Annotated in this window: 23 protein-coding genes; 19 read left to right on the top strand and 4 right to left on the bottom strand. The window is 68.4% G+C overall.

What is annotated here, in order from left to right; all coding sequences use genetic code 11:
* Positions 1-34: 34 nt before the first annotated feature.
* The 7 genes from FOJ82_RS15595 to FOJ82_RS15565 all read left to right on the top strand — a co-directional run bounded on the left by FOJ82_RS15595 (position 35) and on the right by FOJ82_RS15565 (position 7,619).
* Positions 35-1,150: a D-alanine--D-alanine ligase family protein gene (locus FOJ82_RS15595; RefSeq protein WP_143939426.1), complete on the top strand. Its 1,116-nt coding sequence runs from the start codon at positions 35-37 to the stop codon at positions 1,148-1,150.
* Entirely contained in the window at positions 1,150-2,076 is a 927-nt protein-coding gene (locus tag FOJ82_RS15590; protein ID WP_143939425.1) for a thiamine-phosphate kinase, read from the top strand. The genes FOJ82_RS15595 and FOJ82_RS15590 overlap by 1 nt, the downstream gene beginning before the upstream one ends.
* Before the next feature lie 71 nt (positions 2,077-2,147).
* Positions 2,148-4,649, top strand: coding sequence for an FtsK/SpoIIIE family DNA translocase (locus FOJ82_RS15585; protein WP_143939424.1), 2,502 nt, complete (start codon positions 2,148-2,150; stop codon positions 4,647-4,649).
* Positions 4,650-4,681: 32 nt separating this feature from the next.
* Positions 4,682-6,112: a 30S ribosomal protein S12 methylthiotransferase RimO gene (gene rimO / locus FOJ82_RS15580; protein ID WP_143939423.1), complete on the top strand. Its 1,431-nt coding sequence runs from the start codon at positions 4,682-4,684 to the stop codon at positions 6,110-6,112.
* Positions 6,109-6,717, top strand: a complete 609-nt coding sequence (gene pgsA / locus FOJ82_RS15575; protein ID WP_143939422.1) for a CDP-diacylglycerol--glycerol-3-phosphate 3-phosphatidyltransferase — start codon at positions 6,109-6,111, stop codon at positions 6,715-6,717. Before rimO ends, pgsA begins: the two co-directional genes overlap by 4 nt.
* A gap of 51 nt (positions 6,718-6,768) precedes the next feature.
* A complete protein-coding gene (locus FOJ82_RS15570; RefSeq protein ID WP_143939421.1) occupies positions 6,769-7,254 on the top strand; it encodes a CinA family protein in 486 nt (161 codons plus the stop codon).
* An 89-nt stretch (positions 7,255-7,343) separates the two neighbouring features.
* A complete protein-coding gene (locus FOJ82_RS15565) occupies positions 7,344-7,619 on the top strand; it encodes a helix-turn-helix domain-containing protein (RefSeq protein WP_143939420.1) in 276 nt (91 codons plus the stop codon).
* An 18-nt stretch (positions 7,620-7,637) separates the two neighbouring features.
* Here the strand turns inward: FOJ82_RS15565 and FOJ82_RS15560 are convergent, their stop codons facing one another.
* A complete protein-coding gene (locus FOJ82_RS15560) occupies positions 7,638-8,408 on the bottom strand; it encodes a DeoR/GlpR family DNA-binding transcription regulator (RefSeq protein WP_143939465.1) in 771 nt (256 codons plus the stop codon).
* Between the two features lie 250 nt (positions 8,409-8,658).
* Between FOJ82_RS15560 and FOJ82_RS15555 the strand changes: the two genes are divergently transcribed.
* The 4 genes from FOJ82_RS15555 (at position 8,659) to rny (ending at position 12,499) form a co-directional block, all read left to right on the top strand.
* The gene (locus tag FOJ82_RS15555; RefSeq protein WP_143939419.1) at positions 8,659-8,853 is read left to right on the top strand and encodes a DUF3046 domain-containing protein; all 195 of its coding nucleotides are present in this window, start codon (positions 8,659-8,661) and stop codon (positions 8,851-8,853) included.
* A 161-nt stretch (positions 8,854-9,014) separates the two neighbouring features.
* A complete protein-coding gene (gene recA, locus FOJ82_RS15550) occupies positions 9,015-10,070 on the top strand; it encodes a recombinase RecA (RefSeq protein ID WP_143939418.1) in 1,056 nt (351 codons plus the stop codon).
* Positions 10,060-10,584 (top strand): regulatory protein RecX, encoded by a 525-nt coding sequence (locus FOJ82_RS15545; RefSeq protein WP_143939417.1) that lies wholly within the window; start codon positions 10,060-10,062, stop codon positions 10,582-10,584. Before recA ends, FOJ82_RS15545 begins: the two co-directional genes overlap by 11 nt.
* 307 nt (positions 10,585-10,891) lie before the next feature.
* Positions 10,892-12,499 carry a ribonuclease Y gene (gene rny, locus FOJ82_RS15540; RefSeq protein ID WP_143939416.1) on the top strand — a complete coding sequence of 536 codons (1,608 nt, stop codon included), beginning with the start codon at positions 10,892-10,894 and terminating at the stop codon, positions 12,497-12,499.
* Between the two features lie 12 nt (positions 12,500-12,511).
* Here the strand turns inward: rny and FOJ82_RS15535 are convergent, their stop codons facing one another.
* On the bottom strand, positions 12,512-13,399 hold the full coding sequence (locus FOJ82_RS15535; protein WP_143939415.1) for an aldose 1-epimerase family protein: 888 nt from the start codon (positions 13,397-13,399) through the stop codon (positions 12,512-12,514).
* Between the two features lie 58 nt (positions 13,400-13,457).
* On the opposite strand from FOJ82_RS15535, the gene miaB reads away from it, so the two are divergent.
* The gene (gene miaB / locus FOJ82_RS15530) at positions 13,458-14,936 is read left to right on the top strand and encodes a tRNA (N6-isopentenyl adenosine(37)-C2)-methylthiotransferase MiaB (protein ID WP_143939414.1); all 1,479 of its coding nucleotides are present in this window, start codon (positions 13,458-13,460) and stop codon (positions 14,934-14,936) included.
* Positions 14,937-15,029: 93 nt separating this feature from the next.
* On the opposite strand, the gene FOJ82_RS15525 is transcribed toward miaB, so the two are convergent.
* Positions 15,030-15,227, bottom strand: a complete 198-nt coding sequence (locus FOJ82_RS15525) for an antitoxin (protein ID WP_143939413.1) — start codon at positions 15,225-15,227, stop codon at positions 15,030-15,032.
* 109 nt (positions 15,228-15,336) lie between these two features.
* Between FOJ82_RS15525 and miaA the strand changes: the two genes are divergently transcribed.
* The 4 genes from miaA (at position 15,337) to FOJ82_RS15505 (ending at position 20,597) form a co-directional block, all read left to right on the top strand.
* Positions 15,337-16,290 (top strand): tRNA (adenosine(37)-N6)-dimethylallyltransferase MiaA, encoded by a 954-nt coding sequence (gene miaA, locus FOJ82_RS15520; RefSeq protein WP_143939412.1) that lies wholly within the window; start codon positions 15,337-15,339, stop codon positions 16,288-16,290.
* Entirely contained in the window at positions 16,290-17,105 is an 816-nt protein-coding gene (gene dapF / locus FOJ82_RS15515; protein ID WP_143939411.1) for a diaminopimelate epimerase, read from the top strand. Before miaA ends, dapF begins: the two co-directional genes overlap by 1 nt.
* A gap of 71 nt (positions 17,106-17,176) precedes the next feature.
* Positions 17,177-18,607, top strand: coding sequence for a GTPase HflX (gene hflX / locus FOJ82_RS15510; RefSeq protein ID WP_246099923.1), 1,431 nt, complete (start codon positions 17,177-17,179; stop codon positions 18,605-18,607).
* Positions 18,600-20,597, top strand: coding sequence for an ATP-dependent DNA helicase (locus FOJ82_RS15505; protein ID WP_143939409.1), 1,998 nt, complete (start codon positions 18,600-18,602; stop codon positions 20,595-20,597). Before hflX ends, FOJ82_RS15505 begins: the two co-directional genes overlap by 8 nt.
* Positions 20,598-20,603: 6 nt before the next feature.
* Here FOJ82_RS15505 and lexA read toward each other — a convergent pair whose 3' ends face one another.
* On the bottom strand, positions 20,604-21,374 hold the full coding sequence (gene lexA, locus FOJ82_RS15500) for a transcriptional repressor LexA (RefSeq protein WP_143939408.1): 771 nt from the start codon (positions 21,372-21,374) through the stop codon (positions 20,604-20,606).
* A 227-nt stretch (positions 21,375-21,601) separates the two neighbouring features.
* Between lexA and FOJ82_RS15495 the strand changes: the two genes are divergently transcribed.
* The 3 genes from FOJ82_RS15495 (at position 21,602) to FOJ82_RS15485 (ending at position 25,547) form a co-directional block, all read left to right on the top strand.
* Positions 21,602-21,937 (top strand): hypothetical protein, encoded by a 336-nt coding sequence (locus FOJ82_RS15495; protein WP_143939407.1) that lies wholly within the window; start codon positions 21,602-21,604, stop codon positions 21,935-21,937.
* Positions 21,938-22,128: 191 nt separating this feature from the next.
* A complete protein-coding gene (gene nrdR / locus FOJ82_RS15490; protein ID WP_143939406.1) occupies positions 22,129-22,656 on the top strand; it encodes a transcriptional regulator NrdR in 528 nt (175 codons plus the stop codon).
* Between the two features lie 41 nt (positions 22,657-22,697).
* Positions 22,698-25,547, top strand: coding sequence for a vitamin B12-dependent ribonucleotide reductase (locus FOJ82_RS15485; protein ID WP_143939405.1), 2,850 nt, complete (start codon positions 22,698-22,700; stop codon positions 25,545-25,547).
* Positions 25,548-26,239: the final 692 nt, after the last annotated feature.

The following is a 26,239-nucleotide window of genomic DNA, read 5'->3' as shown; positions in this document are numbered from 1 at the left end:
CGATTTGCGACGGAACCAAAACCGTGGAGGTCTCGTGGACAAGCGCATCAGGGTCGCACTCATCTTCGGCGGGCAGTCGCCGGAGCACGGCGTCTCCTGCCTGACGGCCGCCAGCGTGCTCGGCGCGATCGACCGCGACCGGTTCGACGTGGTCGGCGTCGGCATCGCCGCGTCCGGGCGGTGGACCCAGGTGCCCCTCGACGTCGTGGCGTCCTACCGGATCGTCGAGGGCCGCGTCCCGCACGTGGCCGAGCCCGAGCACGACGCCGTCTGGATGGTGGGCGCCGACGGCTGCGAGGTCGCCACCCGTGACGGCGAGCGTCTCGTCGACGTCCACGGCGTCGACGTCGCCTTCGCCCTGCTGCACGGTCCCTTCGGGGAGGACGGCACCATCCAGGGCCTGTTCGAGATGATGGGCATCAAGTACGTCGGCTCCGGAGTGGCAGCCAGTGCCATCGGGATGGACAAGCACCACATGAAGGTGGCCTTCGCGGCGGCAGGGCTGCCCGTGTGGCCCTTCGTCGTGGCCACCGACCAGCGCTGGCGGGACGAGCCAGCCGCCGTGCTGGCGGAGGTGGACACCCTCCAGTACCCGGTCTTCGTCAAGCCCGCCCGCGGGGGGTCGTCCCTCGGCATCACCCGCGTCACCGACTCCGCGGGGGTGCAGGCGGCGATCGAGGCTGCCCGCGCCTACGACCCGAAGGTGGTCATCGAGCAGGGCTTCGTCGGAGCCCGCGAACTCGAGTGCGCCGTGATCGCCAACCCCGCGGCCACCGGAGGCTGCGACGTGTCCGCCGTCGGGGAGATCCGCGTCCATGCCGAGGACGGCTTCTACGACTTCGAGGCGAAGTACATCGCCGACGACGAGGCCTCGCTCGACGTGCCGGCCGACATCGCGCCCGAGCTGTCGCGAAGGATCCAGGACATCGCCGCCCAGGCCTTCAACGCGGTTGGATCCGAGGGCCTGGCCCGCGTGGACGTGTTCGCCGACACCGACGGCGAGGTGTGGGTCAACGAGATCAACACCATGCCCGGCTTCACCGAGATCTCCATGTACCCCAAGCTGTGGGAGCACAGCGGGACCAGCTACCCCGAACTGGTGGCGCGGCTGATAGATCTTGCACTCCTGCGCCCGGTCGGGCTGCGCTGATGGACGTCGGGGAGTTCGAGCTGATCTCCGACGTCACCGCCGACCTCCCGGCGGGCGACGACGTGCTCCTCGGCGTCGGTGATGACGCTGCGGTGCTGCGGCCGGCCGGCGACGTGGTGGTGACCACCGACATGCTCGTGGACGGCATCCACTTCAGGCAGAACTGGTCACCGGCCTTCCAGATCGGCCGCAAGGCCGTGGCCGTCAACGTCTCCGACGTCGAGTCCATGGGGGCGGTGCCGAGCGCGATCGTGATGGCGCTCGGGCTGCCCGCCGAAGCCGAACTCGACTGGGTGCGCGAGCTCTCGGCAGGGGTGCGCGACGAGGCCGCCCGTGCCGGAGTCAGCCTGGTCGGGGGAGACACGGCTCGGTCCGGGGCGGTTGTCATCACGGTGACCGCGCTGGGCAACCTCGACGGGCGCGCTCCCGTCACCCGATCGGGCGCGCGGGAGGGCGACCTCGTCGCCGTCGCTGGCCGGCTCGGCTGGGCCGGTGCGGGACTGACCGTCCTGCAACGGGGTTTCGGTTCGCCCAAGGAACTCGTGGCCGAGCAGCAGTGCCCCAGCGTCCCGTACGGCCAGGGCCGTGTGGCCTCCGAGGCGGGTGCCACCTCCATGGTGGACATCTCCGACGGACTGCTCGCGGACCTCGGCCACGTGTGCGCGGCCTCCGGCGTCGGAATGGACCTGGCCACCAGCAACTTCGAACTGCCGGAGGCCATCCAGCGCGTCTCGGCCGCCACCGGAGTCTCGCCGTGGAACTTCATCCTCGCCGGGGGAGAGGACCACGCCCTCGCGGCGACCTTCCCCGCCGGCACCGAACTGCCCGCCGGTTGGCGGCGGGTCGGCGTCGTCACGGGGTCCGGCGAGGTCACCGTCGACGGGGAGCGGTGGGAGGGCCCGCGGGGCTGGACGCACTTCGGCTGAGGCCGGCGGACCTGCCCGCCGGGCGGAGTGGGGTCCAAGAAATCCGCCTGCTTTCCGCTAACGTGCAACCCATGGCGTCCCGCGGAACTTCCTCGTCGCGGAACTCCAGTACCAAGACGCGTTCGACGTCGCGGGCTGCCAGTTCCAGCAAGAGCACCAAGACCACCCCCTCCAAGCCGAGGGGTGGCTCGAGCACACGCAGAACCACCGCCCGCCCGGCGGCGAAGAAAGCGGGACCGAACCCGGTCCTGGCGTTCCTCGGTGCCGTCCTGGGCGGGCTCGCCAGCGGGGTGGGCGCGATCGCACGCAGCTTCGGTGGGGCCGCAGAGGACGTCGACCCCAAGCTCCGCCGCGACGGCGTGGGGCTGTTCATGCTCGCGCTGGCCATCGTGGTCGCGGCGCGGCTGTGGTTCCAGCTCCCCGGGCCCGTCGGATCAGCCATCGAGGTCGGCGTCACAACCATCTTCGGGTCGCTGGGGGTGGCGGTCCCGGCCGTCCTGTTCCACGGGTCCTGGCGGGTGCTGCGCCACCCCCGCGACGTGGATGCCGCCCCGCGCACGGGCATGGGCTGGACGTTGATCACCTTCGGCGGGCTCGGCCTGGTCAACGTCGCGGCGGGCCTGCCCCGTCCGGACGACATGCCCGCGCTGCGCGATGCGGGCGGCATCCTCGGGTTCCTGTCCTCCAGCCTGCTCACGGACCTCATGACGGCGTGGGTCTCCGTACCGCTGCTGGTCATCCTCACCCTGTTCGGCGTGATCGTGGTCGTCGGTCGTCCGCTGCACGAGATCGTCGGCGGGATCGGGGCCGTGCTCAGCACCCTGGTGGAGCGTCCCGAGGGTGAGGAGGACGAGCGCCCGAAGAAGGGGAAGAAGCTTAAGCTGGGCGTCGACGTCCCCTACGACACCCCCCTGGTCGAGGACGACGCCGAGGCCACCGGGGGCGACGCCTACGACTGGGAGGCCGCCGAGACCGACGTCCTCGTCCGCGAGCCCGAGGCCGAGCAGCCCGCGGCGGTCAAGGCCCCGCCCGGCAAGCGGCGTGACTCCCTGCCGCCCCCGGAGCACACCCCCGCCCCCGCGCGTGGGGAGCAGCTCCAGCTGAGCGGCGACATCGTCTACCAGCTCCCGCAGGACAACATGCTGGTGCCGGGCTCCAAGCCCAAGGCCCGCACCGAGGGCTCTGACCGGGTGGTCCGCCAGCTCACGAGCACGCTGGGCGAGTTCGAGATCGACGCCCGCGTGACCGGCTACACCCGGGGCCCGACGGTCACCCGCTACGAGGTCGAGCTCGGCAGCGCGATCAAGGTCAGCAAGGTCACCGGTCTGGCCGACAACATCGCCTACGCCGTCGGCTCCAACGAGATCCGCATCCTGACGCCGATCCCCGGCAAGTCGGCCATCGGGATCGAGATCCCGAACACGGACAAGGAGGTCGTCAGCCTCGGAGACGTGCTGCGCTCCAACAAGGCACGAAACGACCACCACCCGCTCACGGTGGGCCTCGGCAAGGACGTCGAGGGCGGCTTCGTGGTGGCCAACATGGCCAAGATGCCGCACCTCCTCGTCGCCGGCGCCACCGGTTCCGGCAAGTCCAGCTTCATCAACTCACTGATCACCTCGATCATGATGCGCTCCACGCCCGAGGAGGTGCGCATGCTCCTGGTCGACCCCAAGCGCGTGGAGCTGAACCAGTACGAGGGCATCCCGCACCTGGTCAGCCCCATCATCACCAACCCCAAGAAGGCCGCCGAGGCGCTGGCGTGGGTGGTCCGTGAGATGGACATGCGCTACGACGACCTCGCAGCCTTCGGGTTCCGCCACGTCGACGACTTCAACAAGGCCGTCCGGGCGGGACAGGTGAAGCTGCCGGAGGGTTCCGAGCGGGTGCTCGCGCCCTATCCGTACCTGCTCGTTGTGGTCGACGAGCTCGCCGACCTCATGATGGTGGCGCCCCGCGACGTCGAGGAGTCGGTGGTGCGCATCACGCAGCTGGCCCGTGCCGCAGGCATCCACCTCGTGCTCGCGACGCAGCGCCCCTCCACCGACGTCGTCACCGGCCTGATCAAGGCCAACGTCCCGTCCCGGCTGGCGTTCGCGACCTCGTCGATGACCGACTCCCGCGTGATCCTGGACCAGCCCGGCGCCGAGAAGCTCGTCGGCAAGGGCGACGGCCTCTTCCTGCCGATGGGTGCGGGCAAGCCCATCCGCGTACAGGGTGCCTGGGTCAACGAGTCCGAGATTCGCGACGTCGTCGCCCACATCACCGCGCAGCTGGCGCCCAACTACCGCGAGGACGTGGCCGCACCGGCCGCGGAGAAGAAGGTCGTCGACGACATCGGTGACGACCTGGAACTGGTCCTGGACGCGGCCCGCCTTGTGGTTGAGCTCCAGCTCGGGTCGACGTCGATGCTGCAGCGCAAGCTGCGGGTCGGCTTCGCCAAGGCGGGTCGACTGATGGACATCCTCGAGAGCCGCGGCGTCGTCGGGCCCTCCGAGGGCTCCAAGGCGCGTGAGGTCCTGGTCAAGCCCGACGACCTCGAGGAGCTGCTGGTGAACCTCGCGGAGGGCTGAGCCCGCCGGGTTGGTGCGATACTGGCTCTGACATGACTGCCACTGAAGAACTGCGCAAGGTTCACATCTCCACGCTGGGTTGTGCCCGCAACGACGTCGACTCCGAGGAACTGGCCGCCCGGCTGGAGGCCGGGGGCTTCTCCCTGGTCTCCGACCCCGAGCAGGCCGAGACCGTCGTGGTCAACACCTGCGGTTTCGTCGAGCAGGCCAAGAAGGACTCGATCGACACCCTCCTGGCCGCCGCGGAACTCAAGGAGGGCGGCGCGACGAAGGCGGTGGTCGCCGTCGGCTGCATGGCCGAGCGCTACGGGGTCCAGCTGGCCGAGGAGTTGCCGGAGGCCGACGCCGTCCTCGGGTTCGACGACTACGCCGACATCGCGGACAAGCTCCGCCTCATCCTCGACGGGAACGCACCGGCGTCCCACGTGCCCCGGGACCGACGCAAGCTGCTGCCGCTGGCACCGTCCGAGCGCGCCCGTGCGGCGCACGGTGTGGCCGTTCCCGGCCACGCGCCGCTGCCGGACGGCCTGGCGCCCTCGACGGGGCCCCGCACCATGCGTCGACGGGTCTCCGACGGACCGTCGGCGCCCCTGAAGATCGCCTCCGGCTGCGACCGCCGCTGCTCCTTCTGCGCAATCCCGTCGTTCCGGGGCAGCTACCTCTCGCGCCCCATGGTCGACGTCGTCGAGGAGGCGCGCTGGCTCGTCGAGCAGGGCGTCCGCGAGGTCTTCCTGGTCTCCGAGAACACCTCGAGCTACGGCAAGGACCTCGGTGCCGACGAGCGGCTGGAGGAGTTGCTGCACCACCTGTCCGAGGTCGACGGCCTCGACTGGATCCGCGTGTCCTACCTGCAGCCGGCGGAGATCCGCCCCTCGATGCTCGAGGCGATGCTGCACACGCCCCGGGTGGTCCCGTACTTCGACCTGAGCTTCCAGCACGCCTCGCCGGCCGTGCTGCGCTCCATGCGCCGCTTCGGAGACCCGGACTCCTTCCTGGACCTCATCGGCCGGATCCGGGCGGCGGCGCCGCGGGCGGGCATCCGCAGCAACGTGATTGCAGGCTTCCCCGGTGAGACCGAGGCCGACGTCGAGATCCTGCGCCAGTTCATCATCGACTCGCAGCTCGACGTGCTCGGGGTCTTCGGGTACTCCGACGAGGACGGCACCGAGGGTGAACGCCTGCCCGGGCACCTCGGGGAGGCCGAGGTGGAGGACAGGCGCGCGCTCCTGGCCGATGTCGCCCTTGCAGTCAACGAGGCGCGGGCCGCCGACCGGGTGGGGCAGGCGGCGACAGTGCTGGTGGAGGAGGTCGGCGACGAGGTGGTGGGCCGCGCACCCCACCAGGGACCCGAGACCGACGGCGTGGTGATCCTGTCCGGGCACGTGGACGTGTCCGTGGGAGACTTCGTCGAGGTCGAGTTCACCAGTTCCGAGGGGATCGACCTGATTGGAGCAGCCCTGTGAACACGGACGACGCCGCACCGGAGACGAAGCCGAGCAACTTCAACGTCCCCAACATCCTGACTGTCGTCCGGATCATCCTCGTGCCGGTGTTCCTGGTGGTGCTGTTCATGCACCCGCACGACCAGGGCTGGCGCCTGGCCGCCACCGCCGTGTTCACCGTCGCCATCCTCACGGACCTCGCTGACGGCCACATCGCACGCAAGTATGACCTGGTGACTGATTTCGGCAAGCTCTGGGACCCGGTGGCGGACAAGGCCCTCACGGGTGCGGCCTTCGTCTCGCTCGGCATCCTGGGCGAGCTGTGGTGGTGGATCATCATCGTGATCCTGCTGCGCGAGTGGGGGATCACCTGGCTGCGCGCCGCGATCGCGAAGTACGGGATCATGCCGGCGAACAAGGGCGGCAAGGCCAAGACCGTGACCCAGTCCCTCTCGCTAATCCTCTTCCTGCTGTGGCTCGAACCGCTGCCGTCCTGGATCGGGTACGTGGCCTGGGGCCTGATGTGGCTGGCCCTCGCCCTTACCGTGGTCACCGGCCTCGACTACATCCGCCAGGCGATGGGGATCCGCCGCGACGCCATCGCCCGCTCCCGCGCCGGCTCCTGACCGCGTGGCTCGGCTAGGCTCGGGTCAGTACCGCAACCGAGGAGACCATCGATGACAGCTGATTCCGCCAAGGAACTGATCGACCTCATGGCCAAGCGCTCCGTCACGCTGGCCACCTGCGAGTCCATCACGGGCGGAGGCATCGGTGCGGCCCTCACCTCGGTCCCGGGGGCGTCCAAGGTCTACCGCGGCTCCCTGGTCACCTACGCCAAGGACCTGAAGGCCGCGCTCGCGGGCGTCGACGAGGAGCTGATCGAGACCGAGGGCGTGATCAACGAGCTGACCGCCGTCCAGATGGCGCTCGGCGCGCAGAGTCGCTGCAACGCGGACTGGGCCGTCGCCACCACCGGCGTGGCAGGACCAACGGAGGTCGACGGCGTCAAGGTCGGCACCGTCTGGTTCGCCGTCGTCGGACCCGCGCCGGGGATGTCGCCACGGCCGAAGTACACCGAGCTGAAGCACTTCGAGGGGGACCGGCAGGACATCCGGGCCGCGGCCATCGACCACGCGGTCGCGATGCTCCTGCGCGTCCTGTGACCTTTTCGCCGACCGCGGAATAGATTCGAGCCGGACCGCGTTCCACCGAGTGATGCGGGCATGGTGCCCGCAAGGTAGGTAGGTCTGAGATGAAGACGATCCTGATCCGAAAGGTCATGGGTGAAACCCTCCGGGAGCTCCGCGTGGGCGCTTCCATGACCCTCCGCGAGGTCTCTGTCGCCAGCATGGTCAGCCTGGGATACCTGAGCGAGATCGAACGCGGGCACAAGGAGGCGTCGAGCGAGGTGCTGTTCTCGATCTCGGCAGCCCTGGGCGTGTCACTGTCCGACCTGCTGGCCATGGTCAGCGAGAAGATCGCCGAGATCGAGGCGGAGACGCCCCACCGGGTGGCCCTCGCCGCCTGACCGGCGGGACTGGGCGTCTCAGGCGGGGTTGCCGGGATCCGGCGCGGGCACGACGTGCACGTCGATGCCGGCCTCCCGGATCCGTGCCAGCTCGGCGGGGGAGGCGGTCGAGTCCGTCACCAGCACGTCGATCTCGCTGAGGTTGGCCATCTTGGCCAGTGTGACGGTGCCGATCTTCGACGCGTCCCCGACTGCGATCACGCGTTGTGCGCGCTCGATGAGGGTGTGGTTGGTGCGCGCCTCGACTTCGTCGTGCGTGGTCAGGCCGCCCTCTGCGCTGATCCCGTCCGCGCCCACGATGGCCGTCCCGATGTTGACCAGCCGCAGCGTGGCCTCGGCGAGCGACCCCACGAGCTCCAGCGAGTTGGAGCGCAGCACCCCGCCGGCGATCAGGACGCGGGCCTGGTCCTGCTCCGCCGCCTCCAGGCCGATGCTGAGCGAGTTGGTGATGATGGTGAGGTCGTCGCGGTGCTGGAGTGCCCGCAGCACCTCCGCGGCCGTCGTGCCGCCGGTGAGGCCGATCGCGTACTTGCCCTGGGGGATCATGTGGGCCGCGGCGATCGCGATCCTCGACTTCGAGGCCTGGTTGCGGCCGTCGCGGAGCCGGACGGGGAGTTCGTTGACGCCCTGGGTCGGGCGAGCACCACCGTGGGTGCGGTCCAGCAAGCCCTGCGCCGCCAGCGCCGCGACGTCGCGGCGGATCGTGGCCTCCGAGGCCCCCAGGTCCTTGGCCAGCTTGGACAGGGGGAGTTGCCCGTGCTCGTTCAGCATCGCGAGCAGCGCAACCATGCGGTCCGAGCGCTTGTTGGACGGTGTGCCGTTGCTCAACTTGGCCTGCCCTTCATTGGTGTGTGCCCGTGCGCGAACCGTTGCGCACTTCGCGGCCACACTTTACGGGTCGATGCGCGAGTTGAGCGAATGAGCAGGCATCCGCGCACTGGGACTGATCGATCCTCGCGTCTGGGGGGACTTGGGTGCCCCTGTTGTCGTCCTGGCTCGTCGTGCGGAGCCACCCGTCGGCATCGGCTACCGTTGCGGGGTGCGAGAAGCTGAGCTGTGGGCGAGACTGGACCAGGTGCTGCCGGGCGGCTACGCGTCGGTGTGGGCCGAACAGGTGGTCCTGGCCGACCTCGGAGGACGCACGGTGAGGGAGTCGCTCGTCGAGGGCCTGCCCTGCAAGCGAATCTGGCGAGCGGTCTGGGCGCAACTGGAGCTGCCTCAAACTCTTCGCTAGCGTGTCGCGCGACATTCGAACAGATGTTCGGCTAGTGTGTGTTTCGCTGCTGGTTCTCCACAGGGCAGGGCGCTTCGTGGAGGACTGTCAGTCCAAAAACCTAGAGTGTGGGTCGAGCACATGTGGTCCGCCGGATGCGGGCTTCGAAGGAAGGAGCAACCATGGCCGTTGCGGATCGCGCCAAGGCGCTGGAAGCGGCACTGTCGCAGATTGAGAAGGTTCACGGCAAGGGGTCCGTCATGCGCCTGGGCGCTGACACCCGTCTGCCGATTGACGTCATCCCCACGGGCTCCGTGGCGCTGGACGTCGCGCTCGGAATCGGTGGGCTGCCCCGCGGCCGCGTCGTCGAGATCTACGGTCCGGAGTCGAGCGGCAAGACCACCGTCGCCCTCCACGCGATCGCGAACGCCCAGCGTGAGGGTGGCATCTGCGCGTTCGTGGACGCCGAGCACGCGCTGGACCCGTCGTACGCCGAGAAGCTCGGCGTCAACACCGACGACCTGCTGGTCTCGCAGCCGGACAACGGTGAGCAGGCCCTCGAGATCGCGGACACGCTGGTGCGCTCCGGTGCGCTGGCCCTCGTGGTCATCGACTCGGTGGCCGCGCTGACGCCGCGAGCGGAGATCGAGGGGGACATGGGTGACTCGCACGTCGGCCTCCAGGCCCGACTGATGAGCCAGGCGCTGCGAAAGATGACCGGCGCCCTGAAGAACTCCAACACCACGGCGATCTTCATCAACCAGCTGCGCGAGAAGATCGGAGTGATGTTCGGTTCGCCCGAGACCACCACCGGTGGCAAGGCGCTGAAGTTCTACTCCTCCGTCCGCCTCGACGTCCGTCGCATCGAGACCCTCAAGGACGGCACCGCCAGCGTGGGCAACCGCACGCGCGTCAAGGTGGTCAAGAACAAGGTGGCACCGCCCTTCAAGCAGGCCGAGTTCGACATCATCTACGGCGAGGGCATCTCCCGGGAAGGCAGCCTGATCGACCTCGGCGTCGAGTCCGGGATCATCCGCAAGGCCGGTGCCTGGTTCACCTACGAGGCGGACCAGCTCGGCCAGGGCAAGGAGAACGCCCGCAACTTCCTGCGGAAGAACCCGGAGATCGCCGCGGAGATCGAGAAGCGCATCCGCCTGCACCTCGGAGTCGACAAGGACCCGAACGCCCCGGAGGAGCGCATCAACCCGGAGACCGGAGAGGTCGAGGTTGACTTCTGAGCCGCTCGACGGCCCGAGCCGTGACCAGCAGGTGGAGTTCGCGTACCGCATCGCGCTCCGCCTGCTGGAGGCACGGGGACGCAGTGAGCACGAACTGCGAACCGCCATGCGGAAGAAGGAGGTCCCGGGCGACATCGCCGACGAGGTGATGGATCGCCTCAAGGAACTCCGCTACGTCGACGACGAGGCGTTCGCCGAGTCGTTGGTCGGGAACCGAGTGCGCGTGTCCAGACGTGGCCGGACCAGGATCCGGCGCGAGCTCCAGGACAAGGGCATCGACCGCGATGCGGTCGAGGAGGTCCTCGCGGGGCTGGACCCGGAGGACGAGTGGGCAGCGGCCCGGGCGTTCGCCGAGAAGAAGGCCCGCTCCATGGGGAGGCTCGAGCGCCACGTGGCGACGCGTCGCCTGCGGGGGGCGCTCGCTCGCAGAGGTTTCGGGATGGACATCGTTGCCGGCGTCAGCGCCGAGATCCTCGGCGCGCTGGGGGACGAGCGGCCGGACGAAGTCGACTGACCCGGGGCGGCCGTGCCGGCAACGGTGCCGTGCTTGTGTTTTCCACAGGTGGGTCATAATCTCGGAGCAAGGTCTGTATGACCCCGCATGAAGACACCGCCTGCCCCCGTGGCGGGACAAACTGGAACACTGAACTGAAAAACCTGGGCCCTGAGCCACCCGGCTCCCGGTCGTGAAAACAGGTCCTGACAAGCTCATACGTCGTAACTGAGTCGATTCGTCGACCCAGCGTCCAGCGCCGCCAGCTGCTGGGCGCCCAGTGGTGCACCCCTGCGGGAGGCATGACCTCGAGGCAGAGGAGCGCGCAATGGAGTGGATTGGCTGGATCGTCGCCGGGGTGCTGGCGGTGGTCGTGGGGGTCATGGTGGTTCGCCACCGTCGGGCAGAGCTCGGGCTCGTCGAGGAGCAGGCCCGGATGGAGAAGCGTTCCCGCTCCGTGGCGGCATCCATCCGTGAGCAGGCTGAGGAGGCCGCCGGCCACCTCCGGGCAGATGCCGAGCGGGCCCTCGAGCACGCGCAGGAGCGCGCCAAGGAAGCCATGGCCGACGTCGACCGGCGTCGTGCCGAGATGGAGTCCTCGATCGCATCCCAGCGCAACGAACTCCGAGAGATCAGAGCGGCCCAGGAACGTCAGGAGGCCCGGCTGCACGAGCGGGAGGACCGGGTCGCCGCGGATGCCGAGGGACTGCAGGCTCGCGCCGAGCGGCTCGAGGCGCAGCGCCTGGCCCTGAAGGACTCCAGGGCCCAGTTGGAGCAGGAGACGGAGCGGGTCAACTGCGAACTGGAGCGGGTGGCGGGGCTCACCGTGGCTGCGGCGCGCGACGAGGTCATGGCCGAGGCCGAGCGGCAGGCCAAGCTTGCTGCGACGGGACTGGCCCGCGACATCGAGCAGCGCGCCCGCAGGGACGCGGACAAGACCGCGCGCAGCATCGTCACCACGGCGATCCAGCGGGTCGCCTCCGAGCAGACCAGCGAGTCCGTGGTCTCCAGCGTCGACCTGCCCTCCGATGACATGAAGGGACGCATCATCGGGCGCGAGGGACGCAACATCCGTGCCTTCGAGCAGATCACCGGCGTCAACGTCCTCATCGACGACACTCCCGAGTCCGTGCTGCTCTCCAGCTTCGACCCGGTGCGCCGGGAGACGGCACGCCTCACCCTCGTCGACCTCGTGGCGGACGGTCGGATCCATCCGGCCCGGATCGAGGAGGCGTTCGACAAGAGCCAGCGCAACATGGACGAGCGACTGAACCGCGCTGCCGAGGACGCGCTGGCCGAGGTCGGGATCGTGGACCTGCACGAGGACCTCGTCCCGGTCGTCGGGGCGCTGGCGTTCCGCACCTCCTACGGGCAGAACGTGCTGCGCCACCTCGTGGAGAGTGCTCACCTCGCCGGTGTGATGGCGGCGGAGCTTGGCCTGGACATCGCGTTCTGCAAGCGCGCCGCGTTCCTGCACGACATCGGCAAGGCACTGACCCACGAGCACGAGGGGCCGCACGCGATCGTCGGGGCGGACCTGTTGCGGCGCCACGGGGAGCACCCAGACATCGTCCACGCCGTCGAGGCGCACCACAACGAGGTCGAGCCGCACACTGTGGAGGCCATCCTCGTCCAGGCGGCCGATGCCATCTCCGGCTCCCGGCCCGGTGCCCGCCGCGAGCCCCTGGAGGCGTACGTGGAGCGGATGGAGCACCTCGAGTCGATCGCCACGAACCACGCGGGAGTCGAGCGCGCCTACGCGATGCAGGCGGGCCGCGAGCTGCGTGTCATGGTCGCCCCGGACGTGGTCGACGACGCCGGCTCGCAGGCCCTGGCCCGCGACCTGGCGAAGGAGATCGAGAAGAACCTCACCTACCCGGGCCAGATCAAGGTGGTGGTTGTCCGGGAGTCGCGCGCCATGGAGACGGCGCACTGACCCCGGACGTCCTCACAGCGCCCTGACGCCCCACACCGAACTCGCGGAGCCACCCGGCTCCAGCCGGATCATCCCGGCGTGCGTCGGGCCCTCGTTGAAGGCGTCGGGGCCGCAGGTCATGGGCTCGACGGCCACAGCGTGGCGCTCCGGACGGGTCGTGTAGACCTGCACCCACGGCAAGGTCTCGTCCGCCCAGACCTGGACGGCCCTGTCCGGCCCCCTCAGCTCAACCGCCCAGGACGCGTCCCGGGGGGACGTGAAGGCCGTGTCCAGCTCGACCTCACCCAGCGGGCGCGCCTCACGGAAGTCGAACTCCTCGCTGATCGGGACCACGGCTCGCGGCAGGAGCCGCTCGGCGTCCACGTCGAGCTCCTCGTCGAAGGGCAGCAGCAGCGTGACGTCGGCGAGGTCCCCGAACTCGAAGTACGGGTGGACGCCGTAGCCATAGGGCAGGGCAGTGGTGCCGTCGTTGACGACGTCCACCCGGACCCGCAGCCCGTCGGTTCCGACGGTGTGCGTGATGGTGGCGGTCAGGACGCCGGACCAGCCCCGTTCGGGGAAGAGGGTGTGGCGCTGCACAACGGAGTCGGCGTCGTGGGAGACCAACTCCCAGGCGCGGCCGGTGTTCAGTCCGTGCAGGGCCGTGTTGCGGGGGAACTCGTTGACGGGCAACTGCTCCGTGCGCCCGTCGAACTCGTAGCGACCGTCGGCGATGCGGTTCGGCCACGGCAGCAGCTGCTGGCCCTGGCTGTGCTGGGCCGGCTCGTCGGGCCCGAAGGTCCACAGGAGCTCCTGCCCGTCGACCGTGATGCTGCGCAGCGTGGCGCCCACCTCGGTGACGACGGCTCGGTACCGACCGTGGCTGATTTCGTACTGGGTGCCGGTGGGCTGAAGTGTCATGGCAGGAGCCTACTGACGGTTTCTCCACACGGGGAAGCCCGTCTAGAGTTGTCCCACCATGTCGAACACCCGCACCTACAACGTCATCACCTATGGCTGCCAGATGAACGTCCACGACTCCGAGCGCATCTCGGGTCTGCTGGAGGAGGCAGGGCTCAGTCGGGTGGAGGCGACTCCGGAGTCACCTCTCGGTGGCGGTGCCGACGTCGTCGTGTTCAACACGTGCGCCGTCCGCGAGAACGCCGACAACCGGCTCTACGGCAACCTGGGCCACATGGCCCGGGTGAAGGCCGAGCACCCCGGCATGCAGATCGCGGTTGGCGGCTGCATGGCCCAGAAGGACCGGGACGTCATCCTGAGCAAGGCACCCTGGGTGGACGTTGTCTTCGGCACCCACAACGTCGGCTCGCTGCCCGTGCTGCTGGAGCGCGCGCGGGTGGAGGAGGAGGCGCAGGTCGAGATCGTCGAGGCGCTCCAGAACTTCCCCAGCAACCTGCCCAGCCGGCGGGAGTCGCCGTACTCCGCGTGGGTGTCGGTCAGTGTCGGCTGCAACAACACTTGCACCTTCTGCATCGTCCCCGCGCTCCGCGGCAAGGAGACCGACCGCCGGCCGGGCGACATCCTGGCCGAGATCGAAGTGCTGGTGGCGCAGGGCGTCCAGGAGATCACGCTGCTCGGCCAGAACGTCAACGCCTACGGCGTCGAGTTCGGTGACCGCCAGGCGTTCGCCAAGCTGCTGCGCGCCTGCGGCCGGGTCGAGGGCCTGGAGCGGGTCCGCTTCACCTCGCCCCACCCGAAGGACTTCACCGACGACGTGATCGCGGCGATGGCAGAGACGCACAACGTGATGCCGCAACTGCACATGCCGCTCCAGTCGGGTTCGGACTCGATCCTGAAGTCGATGCGACGCTCCTACCGCAGCGAGCGCTACCTCGGCATCATCGAACGGGTCCGCAAGGCGATGCCGCATGCGGCCATCACCACCGACATCATCGTCGGCTTCCCGGGCGAGACCGAGGAGGACTTCGAGCGCACCATGGAGGTGGTGGCCGCGTCCAGGTTCGCCGCCGCGTTCACCTTCCAGTACTCCAAGCGCCCCGGGACCCCAGCCGCCGAGATGCCGGACCAGGTTCCCAAGGAGATCACCCAGGCCCGCTATGAGAGGCTGATCCAGCTGGTCAACGAGATCTCGTGGGAGGAGAACCGCAAGCTGCAGGGGACTGAGGTCGAGGTCATGTTCGCGCTCGGCGAGGGACGCAAGGACACCGAGACCAACCGCATGAGCGGCCGGGCGCGGGACAATCGCCTGGTGCACGTCAGCGTCGGCGATGACCTCGCCGAGCGCCCCCGCCCGGGTGATGTCGCGTTGGCCACCGTGACCCACGCCGCGCCGCACCACCTGAACTCCGACCTGCCCATCCGGGGGCTGCGGCGCACGCGGGGCGGCGACGCGTGGGAGGCAGCCACCGCACCTGCCGCGGCGCCAGCCGGAGTGGGCCTGGGGATGCCGGCCTTCGGCAGGCCCGCCGGGACCTGAGGCCGGTCGGCAGGACAGAGGAGGGGCTGGGAACCATCTGGGTTCCCAGCCCCTCCTGTTAGGGCCTCCGCGGCAGGCGCGGTGACTCCTGACTCAAGCCTGGCGGCGGGGTTCATCCCTGCCCGCGAGGTCGTCGGCCTTGTCCCTGAGGAAATCCTGGCCCTGGTCGACCCTGTCCGCGTGCTTGCCGTCGGTCCTGTCGTCGATGAAGTCGCCGCCCCTGTCGATGGCGTCGTCGATCTTGTCTGAATGCTTGGCGACCTGGTCGCCGACGTTGTCGAGCAATCCCATGGATGACCTCCCAAGGGTTCGGGTACATGGACGGTTCCATCATGCACCCCCTCCGTGGTCAGCGGAAGGGGAAAGCCCGGAACCACCGGCACCCCACTGCGGTGGCAGGATGGTCGCCGTGAACACGCCCGCCATCGTCCTCGTCGGTCCCACCGCCACCGGCAAGTCCGAGCTGGCCGTCGAGATCGCGGTGCGCCTGGGGGAGCTGGGACGCCTCAGCGAGGTGGTCAACACGGACTCGATGCTCGTCTACCGTGGAATGGACATCGGGACGGCCAAGCCGTCGGTGGCGGAGCGGCGGGGCGTGACCCACCACCTGATGGATGTCCTCGACGTCAACCAGCGCGCCACCGTGGCCCAGTTCCAGGAGCTGGCGCGGTCGGCGATCGCTGACATCCGTGACCGCGGTGGGGTGCCCGTGGTGGTGGGCGGTTCCGCCCTCTACACGCGCGCCATCCTCGACGGCTTCGAGTTCCAGGCATCCGACGCACAGGTGCGTGCCAGGTGGGAGGCCGAGTTGGACAGGGTCGGCCCCCACGAGCTCCACCGCCGACTGGCGGAGATCGCCCCGGACTCGGCGGCGAAGATCGATCCGGGCAACGGCAGGCGGACCGTCCGTGCGCTGGAGGTCAACGAGCTCACCGGCGGCCACCGGCCTTCGCTGCCAGCGTGGACCTATGAACTCCAGGACGTCCACCAGTTCGGGCTCGAGCAGGACCGGGCGGTGCTCGACGAGCGCATCAACTTGCGGGTCGAGCGGATGTGGGAACAGGGACTGGTGGAGGAGGTGCGGGGGCTGCTGGACCACGGGCTCCGCGAGGGCGTGACTGCCGTGCGGGCCATCGGCTACCGGCAGGTGGTCGACTTCCTGGACGGCGTGACGACGGAGTCGGAGGCGAAGGAGCTGGTCAAGAAGGCCACCAGACGCTTCGTGCGCAAGCAACTGGGCTGGTATCGCCGCGACCCGAGGATCCACTGGCTGGAGGCAGGCAGGCCCGGCAACCCCGCCGAAGTGCTCACGAGAGTAGGCTTGCTCCCCAACGACGGCAGCGGAGGGGAATAATGCGAAGGTTCACGTTCCTCAAGGGCCAGGCCACCCTGAACGACTTCATCGTCATCGAGGACCACCATGGCATGCAGGACCTCTCGCCGAGCTTCGTCCAGCAACTCTGCGACCGCCGCGGTGGGATTGGTGCCGACGGGCTGCTCCGCGTCGTTCGCGCCCAGCACGTGAAGGACTGGCAGGGGGATCCGGAGCTTTGGTTCATGGACTACCGCAACTCCGACGGCTCGGTGGCGGAGATGTGCGGCAACGGGCTGAGGCTGTTCGCGCGGCACCTGATGAACGAGCAGCTCGTCCCCTCCGGCCGCTTCAGTGTCGCCACCCGGGCGGGTGTCAAGGAGGTCAGGATCGCCAGGGGCGGGCTGATCTCGGTCGACGTGGGGCGGCCCCGCACGTCGCCGGAGCCCGTGACCGTCAACCACGGCGGCTCCGAGTGGGAGGCGACCGTCGTCGACGTCGGCAACCCCCATGCTGTGGCATTCGTGGACGCGTCCGAACTCTCGGCTCTTGACCTGTCCAGGCAGCCCACATGGAGCCCTGAGGCGACGTTCCCGGATGGGGCCAACGTCGAGTTCGTGCACGAGACCGAGCCCGGCCGGATCTCGATGCGGGTCCATGAGCGGGGCAGCGGGGAGACGATGAGCTGCGGCACGGGCGTGGTGGCAGCAGCCGCCGCCTACCAGCAGCGCACCGGACACTCCGGACAAGTGGTCGTGACCGTCCCGGGCGGAGAACTGACCGTCGACGTCGAGGGTGCACACGCCTGGCTGACGGGTCCGGCCGTCATCCACATGCGGGGCGAGTACTGGGCCTGAGCCGCAGTTGTCCACAGCCTGTCGGGTCCTGCTTGGAGGGTCGTGGTCGGCCTGCGACAATGGGAGCCACGATGAATCGACCTGACAACGAACCCACCGGTCCCGAAGCACACCTCGACGACGAGTTCACGGACTTCGACGGGGACCAGGAGGATCTCGCCGCGCGACGCTCACTGCGCCGCGTGTCCGGCATGCGCACCGAGCTGGAGGACATCAGCGAGGTCGAGTACCGCCAGCTCCGGCTGGAACGCGTCGTCCTCGTGAGCGTGTGGACCAGCGGCAGCCAGGCCGACGCCGACAACGCGATGGCCGAGCTCAAGCTGCTCGCTGAGACGGCGGGCTCGGAGGTCCTGGAGGCGCTCGTCCAGCGCCGCAGCTCGCCGGACCCAGCCACCTACATCGGCAAGGGCAAGGTCGAGGAGGTGGCAGAGGTGGTCCATGCCACCGGCGCGGACACCGTGATCTGTGATGGAGAGCTGGACGCGTCACAACTGCGAAACCTCGAGGACCGGCTCAAGGTGAAGGTGGTGGACCGCACCGCGTTGATCCTCGACATCTTCGCCCAGCACGCCAAGAGCGCCGAGGGCAAGGCGCAGGTGGAGCTGGCCCAGCTCCAGTATCTCAAGCAGCGACTCCGAGGCTGGGGCGGGAACCTGTCCCGCCAGGCGGGCGGCCGCGCGGCCGGGGGCGCGGGCATCGGCGGTCGCGGACCGGGTGAGACCAAGATCGAGACCGACAGGCGACGCATCTCGCACCGGATCTCACTGCTGCGCAGGCGTCTCAAGGACATGGAGTCGACCCGCGAGGGCAAGCGCGCCGAACGCCACCGCAACCAGGTGCCGTCCGTGGCGATCGTCGGCTACACCAACGCAGGGAAGTCGTCGCTGCTGAACCGACTCACCGGCGCGGGCGTGCTGGTCGAGAACGCGTTGTTCGCCACGCTTGACCCGACGACGCGACGCACGCAGACCAGCGACGGACGGGAGTACACCCTCACGGACACCGTCGGATTCGTCCGCCACCTGCCCCACGACCTCGTCGAAGCGTTCCGGTCCACCCTCGAGGAGTCCGCACAGGCGGACCTCCTGCTCCACGTCGTCGACGCGTCCGACCCCGATCCCGAGGGCCAGATCACCGCGGTCCGCCAGGTCCTCGCCGAGATCGAGGCCCTCACGGTCCCCGAGCTGATCGTCTTCAACAAGGCCGACCTCGCGGACAGGACCACCCTCCTGGCGCTGCGGGCGAACCACCCTGAATCGATCATCGTCTCCGCCCGCACGGGCGAGGGGATCGAGGAGTTGGCACTCGCCCTGGCAGATGCCCTTCCCCGGCCCGAGGTGGAGGTCCACGTCGTGGTGCCGTACGACCGCGGTGACCTCGTCGACCGCATCCACCGGACCGGCCGAATCCAGGAGCTGGCGCACACCGTCGACGGCACGGAGGTCCGTGCGTTCGTCCGGCCGGCCCTGGCCGACGAACTGGCCGAGTTCTCGCATGGCTGATGAACTGACCCACCAGGTACTGCAGGCCGCTGTATCAGGAATCGAGGGTCGGGAGCGTCCGGGGCAGCTGGCCATGGCTGATGCCGTGGCCGAGAGCCTCGTGCTCGGCCGTCACTTGCTCGTGCAGGCGGGAACCGGAACGGGCAAGTCGCTCGGCTACCTGGCGCCGGTGCTCGCGCACGTGTCCGGCACCGACGAACGAGTCGTGATCGCGACAGCGACGCTGGCGCTCCAGGCCCAGCTTGCCAACAAGGACATCCCAGCGGCGCTGGATGCCGTCGAGGAGGTCTCGGGGAAGCGACCCAAGGCCGCGATCCTCAAGGGACGCACGAACTACGCCTGCCTCTACCGGGCCCGGTCCGGTGGCGTGTCGGCGCAGGGGTCGTTGGTCGGCTCCGAGGACATCCAGGAGGCAGCACCGGACCTGGACTCGGTCAGCAGGTTGGGCGTCGAGGTGCTCGCCCTGCGGGAGTGGGTCGAGGAGGAGGCCGAGCGCGGCGGGTTGGCGGATCGCGACGACGCCCCGACGCACACCAGCGCGGGCTGGCAGCAGGTCTCCATCCCCACCAGGGAGTGTCTGGGGGTGGCCGCCTGTCCGTTCGGGCAGGAGTGCTTCGTCGAGAAGTCCCGGGAGGAGGCCCGATCGGCCCAGGTCGTGGTGACCAACCACGCCCTGCTGGCAATCAACGCAATGCACGGTCGGACCGCGCTGCCGGAGCACTCGGCACTGATCGTCGACGAGGCGCACGAGTTGACCTCGCGGATCACGACGGCAGCCACGAACGAACTCACGCCCATCATCATCGAACGTGCGGCCAAGCGGGCCCTGACCTGGCTCGAGGACGACCTCGCAACCGAGTTCCTGGCGTGTGCTGACACCCTGCGGGACGCGCTGGAGGAGTCGGAACCGACCCGCATCGAGTCGTCGTCCGCGCCCGTCACCTACGCGGCTGCGCAGATCAGGGACGTGAGCAGGCGTGCCGCCAGCGCACTGTCCGGCAAGCACGACGACCCGGAGCGCACGCAGGCGACGGCCGCGGTCAAGGAGGTCTTCGACATCGCGGCCAGGATCGCCGGCCTGGCTGACGCTGACGTCGTCTGGGTGAGCGACTCCGAGTTCCGTGGGCGCGCCGTCTGGGTGGCGCCCTTGAACGTCTCCGGACTGCTGCGTTCCGAGGTGTTCGGGGAGACACCCACCGTGCTCACCTCCGCGACCCTTGTTCTGGGCGGCGACTTCTCGTCGTTCGCCGGCAGCGTCGGCCTCTCCCGCTCGGACGAGGTGGCGGACGACGTCGCTCCCGACGAGCTCGAGCCGCTGTCCTGGCGGGGTCTGGACGTCGGATCACCCTTCGACTACCGCTCCCAGGGGATCCTGTACGCCACCAAGTCGCTGCCCAAGCCCGGCCGGGACGGGCTGACCCCCGAGGTCCTCGCGGAGATCGCACAGCTCGTGTGGGCCGCGGGTGGCCGGACGCTGGGCCTCTTCGCCTCGAGGCGCAATGCGGAGCAGGCGGCGGCCCACTGCAGGCGTGAGTTGCCGGACTTCAAGATCCTGTGCCAGGGCGACGCGCAGCTGTCCGAGCTGCAGCGGGAGTTCATCGCCGACCCAGAGACCTGCCTGTTCGGCACGATGTCGCTGTGGCAGGGAGTCGACGTGCCTGGTGAGACGTGCCAACTCGTCATCATCGACAAGATCCCGTTCCCGCGTCCCGACGACCCGCTCATGCAGGCGAGGAAGAAGGCGGTCGACGACGCCGGGGGCAACGGCTTCATGAGCGTCGCTGCCACCCACGCGGCGCTGTTGCTGGCGCAGGGCACCGGCCGGCTGATCCGACGAAGCGAGGACAGGGGAGTGGTGGCCATCCTGGACCCCCGGCTCGTCACCGCCCGGTACGGGCGCTTCCTGTCGAACTCTCTGCCCGGGTTCTGGCCGACCACGGACCCGGACATCGCCGTCCGGGCCCTCCGGCGACTTCGTGGCGAGGAGTAGGCCGGCTCAGACCCGGCGCAGGACCGCCACGACCTTGCCCATGATCCTGGCGTGGGTGCCGTCGATCGGGTCGTAGCTGTCGTTGTGCGGCATCAGCCACACCTGGCCGTCCTTGCGCTTCAGTGTCTTGACGGTGGCCTCGTCGTCGATGAGGGCCGCCACGATGTCGCCGTTGACGGCGTCGTCCTGCTGGCGGACCACCACGAGGTCCCCGTCGCAGATGGCCGCCTCCACCATCGAGTCACCGCTGACCTCGAGCATGAAGAGGGTGCCTTCTCCCACCAACTGCTTCGGCAGGGCGAACATGTCCTCCACGCGCTGCTCGGCCAGGATCGGGCCGCCGGCCGCGATCCGACCCACGAGCGGTGCGCTCACGGTGCCGGGGGCGTCGTCGTAGCTCTGCTCGGGAGGCAGTTCCCGGACAGGTTCGGAGGGCTGTTCAGCCGACGGGATCGTGACCACGAGCGCCCGGGGGCGGTTGGGGTCACGCCTCAGGAAGCCCTTCTCCTCCAGCACCTTGAGCTGGTAGGAGACGCTGGAGGTGGATGCGAGGCCCGCCTGGCGTGCGAGCTCCCGGATCGAGGGCGGGTAGCCCATGGTCTCGACGGCGTCCTTGATCACCTGGAGGATCCGACGCTGCCGGTGTGTCAGTCCGAATGCGTCCGCCGGACCGTCGGGGAGGATCGCGATCCCCTCCAGATCCGCCTCGACCTGTGCCGCCGTGGGACGGCCCGCCCTGGATGCTCGCTTCGGTGGTGTCTTTCGCTCGTCTGCCATGCCACCAAGCATATCGAACAAATCCGAACACGTGTTCGATGTCTGCGGGAGTGTCGCGCCGCGTCTCCCTACTGTCAGTGGCGCGTGGTGTCGTGGTGACTGGACGACACGCCGAGAGAGATGATTCGAACGATCGTTTGATTCGCGCAGGATTCTCGGGTAGCGTTCCATTCGAACAGACGTTCGACATCCCGCGGATTGCGGGTGTCGTGGACAAGGAGAGCCTCATGAGCATCGCGGTTGCAGCACCCGGTACCCGTACCGCCACCACCAGCCCCGGTCACCGCCTCGCGACGCCGGGCGGTCGGCCGAACCTCGGCCGGCCGCTCGCCAAGCCGGTCCCGGCAGCCCTCCCCGGTAAGGACCGCAACGCTGCGGCTTGCCTCGTGACGGCCCGTCCCCGTCGGCAGTTCGCCCTCGGGTTGAAGGTCGCTACTGTTGCTCTTCTGGCAGTGGCCGGCGTGGGGGTCTCGGCAGCTGAGTTCGCCACTTGGGGCACTCCTGACCCGGCCGTCGAATACGTCCAGGGCGATCCCGCCTGGGCGCACGTCGAGGACCGCTGAGCGCGACTCGCTCGGAGGTTTCGGCGACACGCCGTTGGGTGTTGACCCGTAGGGCGCACGGATCTAAGGTTCACTAGATCTAGTAGTTACGCCGGTGTGTTTACCCAACAGGTTGTGGTTTGGGTGGCACACTGGAGATCAAGTGAAATCCGGTCGCCAGCAGTGGGCCGGTATACGAGAGGATCCCGGCCGTGCATTGTCCGTTCTGTCGCCACGAGGACACCAAGGTGTCGGACTCGCGCGCGACCGAGGACGGCTCGGCCATCCGCAGACGCCGCACATGTCCCGTGTGCGAGAGGAAGTTCACCACGGTCGAGCAGGTACAGCTCACGGTCGTGAAGCGCTCCGGCGTCACGGAACCGTTCAATCGAGACAAGGTCATCAAGGGCGCCACCAAGGCATGCCAGGGGAGACCTGTCACGCCAGCCCAGCTGGCTGCCCTCGGCCAACAGGTCGAGGAGTCCCTGCGGTCGAGTGGTCAGGCCGAGATTCCGGCCGAAGCCGTCGGCGTCGCCATCCTCGGACCGCTGGGTGAACTCGACCCGGTCGCGTACCTGCGGTTCGCCAGTGTCTACAAGAACTATGAGTCGGTCGATGACTTCGCGGCCGAGATCGAGGCCATGAGGGCCAGGTTGGACGAGTCCTCAGCAACCACCGAGGGACGACAATCGTCGCGACCCGGACCGAAGTCAGTCTCGCAAGAGCCCCTGATCGGCTGACCCCGATCATTCCCAACCACAGCACAAGTGAGGATCCAGTTATGACCACGACTGCCACGAAGCCAACCGCAGGCCGTGCCCGCAAGTCGAACCAGGCCAAGGCTTCGAAGGGCCTGACCATCGGCCGCGTGTTCACCAAGGAGGGCGTCCACCCGTACGACGAGGTCGAGTGGGACCGCCGGGACGTGTCGCAGGTGAACTGGAGGACCGGTGAGTCGGTCTTCGAGCAGAAGGGCGTCGAGTTCCCGAGCTTCTGGAGCGTCAACGCCTCCACCATCGTGACCACGAAGTACTTCCGTGGCGCCGTCGGCACGGACAAGCGCGAGAGCAGCCTGCGCCAGCTCGTCGATCGCGTCGTCAAGACCTACACCAAGGCCGGCGTCGAGCACGGCTACTTCGCGACGCCGCAGGACGCGGAGATCTTCGAGCACGAGCTGACCTGGATGCTGATTCACCAGTACTTCTCGTTCAACTCGCCGGTGTGGTTCAACGTGGGCACGCCGTCGCCGCAGCAGGTCTCCGCCTGCTTCATCCTGAGCGTCGATGACTCGATGGACTCCATCCTGAACTGGTACAAGGAGGAGGGCTTCATCTTCAAGGGAGGCTCCGGCGCGGGGCTCAACCTGTCCCGCATCCGCTCCTCCAAGGAGCTCCTGAGCTCCGGCGGCACGGCCTCCGGGCCGGTCTCCTTCATGCGCGGTGCCGACGCCTCGGCCGGCACCATCAAGTCGGGCGGCGCCACGCGTCGCGCCGCGAAGATGGTGGTCCTCGACGTGGACCACCCGGACATCGAGGAGTTCGTCGAGACGAAGGCCCGCGAGGAGGACAAGATCCGCGCCCTCCGCGACGCGGGCTTCGACATGGACCTGGGCGGCAAGGACATCACGTCGGTCCAGTACCAGAACGCCAACAACTCCGTCCGCGTCAATGACGAGTTCATGGAAGCGGTTGAGGCCGACGGTCGCTTCGGCCTGCGCTCCCGCAGCGACGGCAGCGTCATCGAGGAGGTCCAGGCGAGGGATCTCTTCAAGAAGATCGCCAAGGCCGCATGGGAGTGCGCAGACCCGGGCATCCAGTACAACGACACGATCAACGACTGGCACACGAACCCGGTCACCGGCCCGATCACCGCGTCGAACCCTTGCTCGGAGTACATGAGCCTGGACAACTCCTCGTGCAACCTTGCGAGCCTCAACCTCCTCAAGTTCCTCCGCGACGACGACACCTTCGACGCTGAGCTGTTCGTGAAGGCGGTCGAGCTGATCATCACCGCGATGGACATCTCCATCTGCTTCGCAGACTTCCCGACCGAGTCCATCGGGGAGACCACCCGCAACTTCCGTCAGCTGGGCATCGGGTACGCGAACCTCGGCGCGCTGCTGATGGCAATGGGCAAGGGCTACGACACCGACGGCGGCCGCTCCACTGCCGCCGCGATCACCTCGATCATGACGGGCGCCTCGTACCGCCGCAGTGCGGAACTCGCCGCCATCGTCGGCCCGTACAACGGCTACGCGGTCAACGCGGAGGCGCACCAGCTAGTCATGCGCAAGCACCAGGCCGCCAACGACTCCCAGACCGTGATGGCAGCCGACCGTGGGCTGTACAGCGTCGCCACGCGCGAGTGGGATCACGTGGTGAAGCTCGGCGCGGAGAACGGCTTCCGCAACGCCCAGGCGTCGGTGCTGGCCCCAACCGGCACGATCGGCTTCATGATGGACTGTGACACCACGGGCGTCGAGCCGGACTTCTCCCTCGTGAAGTTCAAGAAGCTCGTCGGCGGCGGTTCCATGCAGATCGTGAACCAGACCATCCCGCGCGCTCTCCGGAAGCTGGGCTACGGCAGCGAGCAGGTGGCGGCGATCGTCGAGTTCATCGGCTCCAACGGCCACGTGATCGGTGCCCCCGGCCTCGCCCAGGAGCACTACGAGGTCTTCGACACCGCGATGGGCCAGCGGGCGATTGCCCCAATGGGGCACGTCCGGATGATGGCCGCCGTGCAGCCTTACCTCTCTGGCGCAATCTCGAAGACGGTCAACCTGCCCGAGTCCGCGACGGTCGAGGAGATCGCCGACGTCTACATGCAGGGCTGGAAGCTCGGTCTGAAGGCGCTCGCGGTCTACCGCGACAACTGCAAGGTGGGCCAGCCCCTCTCCGATGGCAAGAAGAAGCCCGAGGAGAAGAAGCCCGACGCCAAGGTCGAGCCCGAGGTCCGCATCGAGTACCGTCCGAAGCGCACGCGCCTGCCCAAGTCGCGCGCCAGCCGCACCACGAGCTTCGCCGTGGCCGGGGCAGAGGGCTACATGACCTCGAGCGCTTATGAGGACGGTGGCCTCGGTGAGGTCTTCCTCAAGCTCGGCAAGCAGGGTTCCACCTTGGCCGGCGTGATGGATGCCTTCTCCATCGCCGTCTCGATCGGTCTCCAGTACGGCGTCCCGCTGGAGAGCTACGTCCAGAAGTTCACCAACCTGAAGTTCGAGCCCGCGGGCATGACCGACGACCCGGACATCCGGATCGCCCAGTCGTTCATGGACTACATCTTCCGCCGCCTCGCGCTGGACTACCTCCCGTTCGATGATCGGGCCGACCTGGGGATCTACTCCGCCTCGGAGCGTGCTCGTTACGTGGAGACCGGAAGCTACGTCACCGAGGAGGACGAGGCGGAGATGCCCGAGGCTGAGAGCCTCAAGAACGACGACGGGGACAACTTCCAGGTCGACGGCGCCCGCCAGCCCTCCCTCATCGACGCGCACACCACCGCGGAGCTGATGGAGTCGCTCACCGGAACCGCTGTCGACGCCCCACTGTGCATGACCTGTGGAACGAAGATGCGTCCGAGTGGCTCCTGCTACGTCTGCGAGGGCTGCGGCTCCACCAGCGGTTGCTCCTGACCTGATTCCAGCTCTCCTGCGTTCTCCCACTGACTCGTCAGTGCGCGGATGCGAGGGGCTGAGTCTCAGGGGAAGGACGACAGCACGACACGGATGAGAGGCCCGGGACCGAGTACGGTCCTGGGCCTCTCGCGTCTCACCAGGATTCCCGGACAGCTGCGGACCATGACGGGGGCCTTCCGGGCGGCCTGGCTGGGAGTCGAGTGAACGGGATCTTGAAACACTGCTTGGATGCCCCGTGACGGCCCCATGCCGGCGCCCCGCCGGTCGTCCCACTCGAGGCCGCTGCGGACCGGCATCGGGGGGATGCCCGTCGGCGGGAGGACGCCCTAGCCAGAGTCGATTTGCGCGCCGGTCCGAAGGGGTCTAAAGTAGGTCGAGTCGCCTCAACGAGGGGACAAGCCGGAAGCTGGCCGAGGATTTGATCCGAGGCGGCGGATGGAGTAAGGTGTGGAAGCCCCGGGAGGGAAACCTCCGAACGGGACACACACCGAACAACTCAACAGGGATCCCGAAGGGCAAGAAACGCCAAGTTGACAAGCCCACGGAATCCCGACTAAAGTTGTCCGAGTTGCCCCAAAGCTGATCAACGGTTAGTTGTGAGGTTTGGGAGCACCCGAAACTTGAGAACTCAACAGCGTGCTTAAAGTCAATGCCAATCACACATTTTGGTGTGTGGTTGTTTTACATGC

It is taken from the genome of Tessaracoccus rhinocerotis (genome assembly GCF_007197885.1).
GTDB lineage: Bacteria > Actinomycetota > Actinomycetes > Propionibacteriales > Propionibacteriaceae > Arachnia > Arachnia rhinocerotis.
This window is presented reverse-complemented; position numbering and strand designations above follow the sequence as displayed.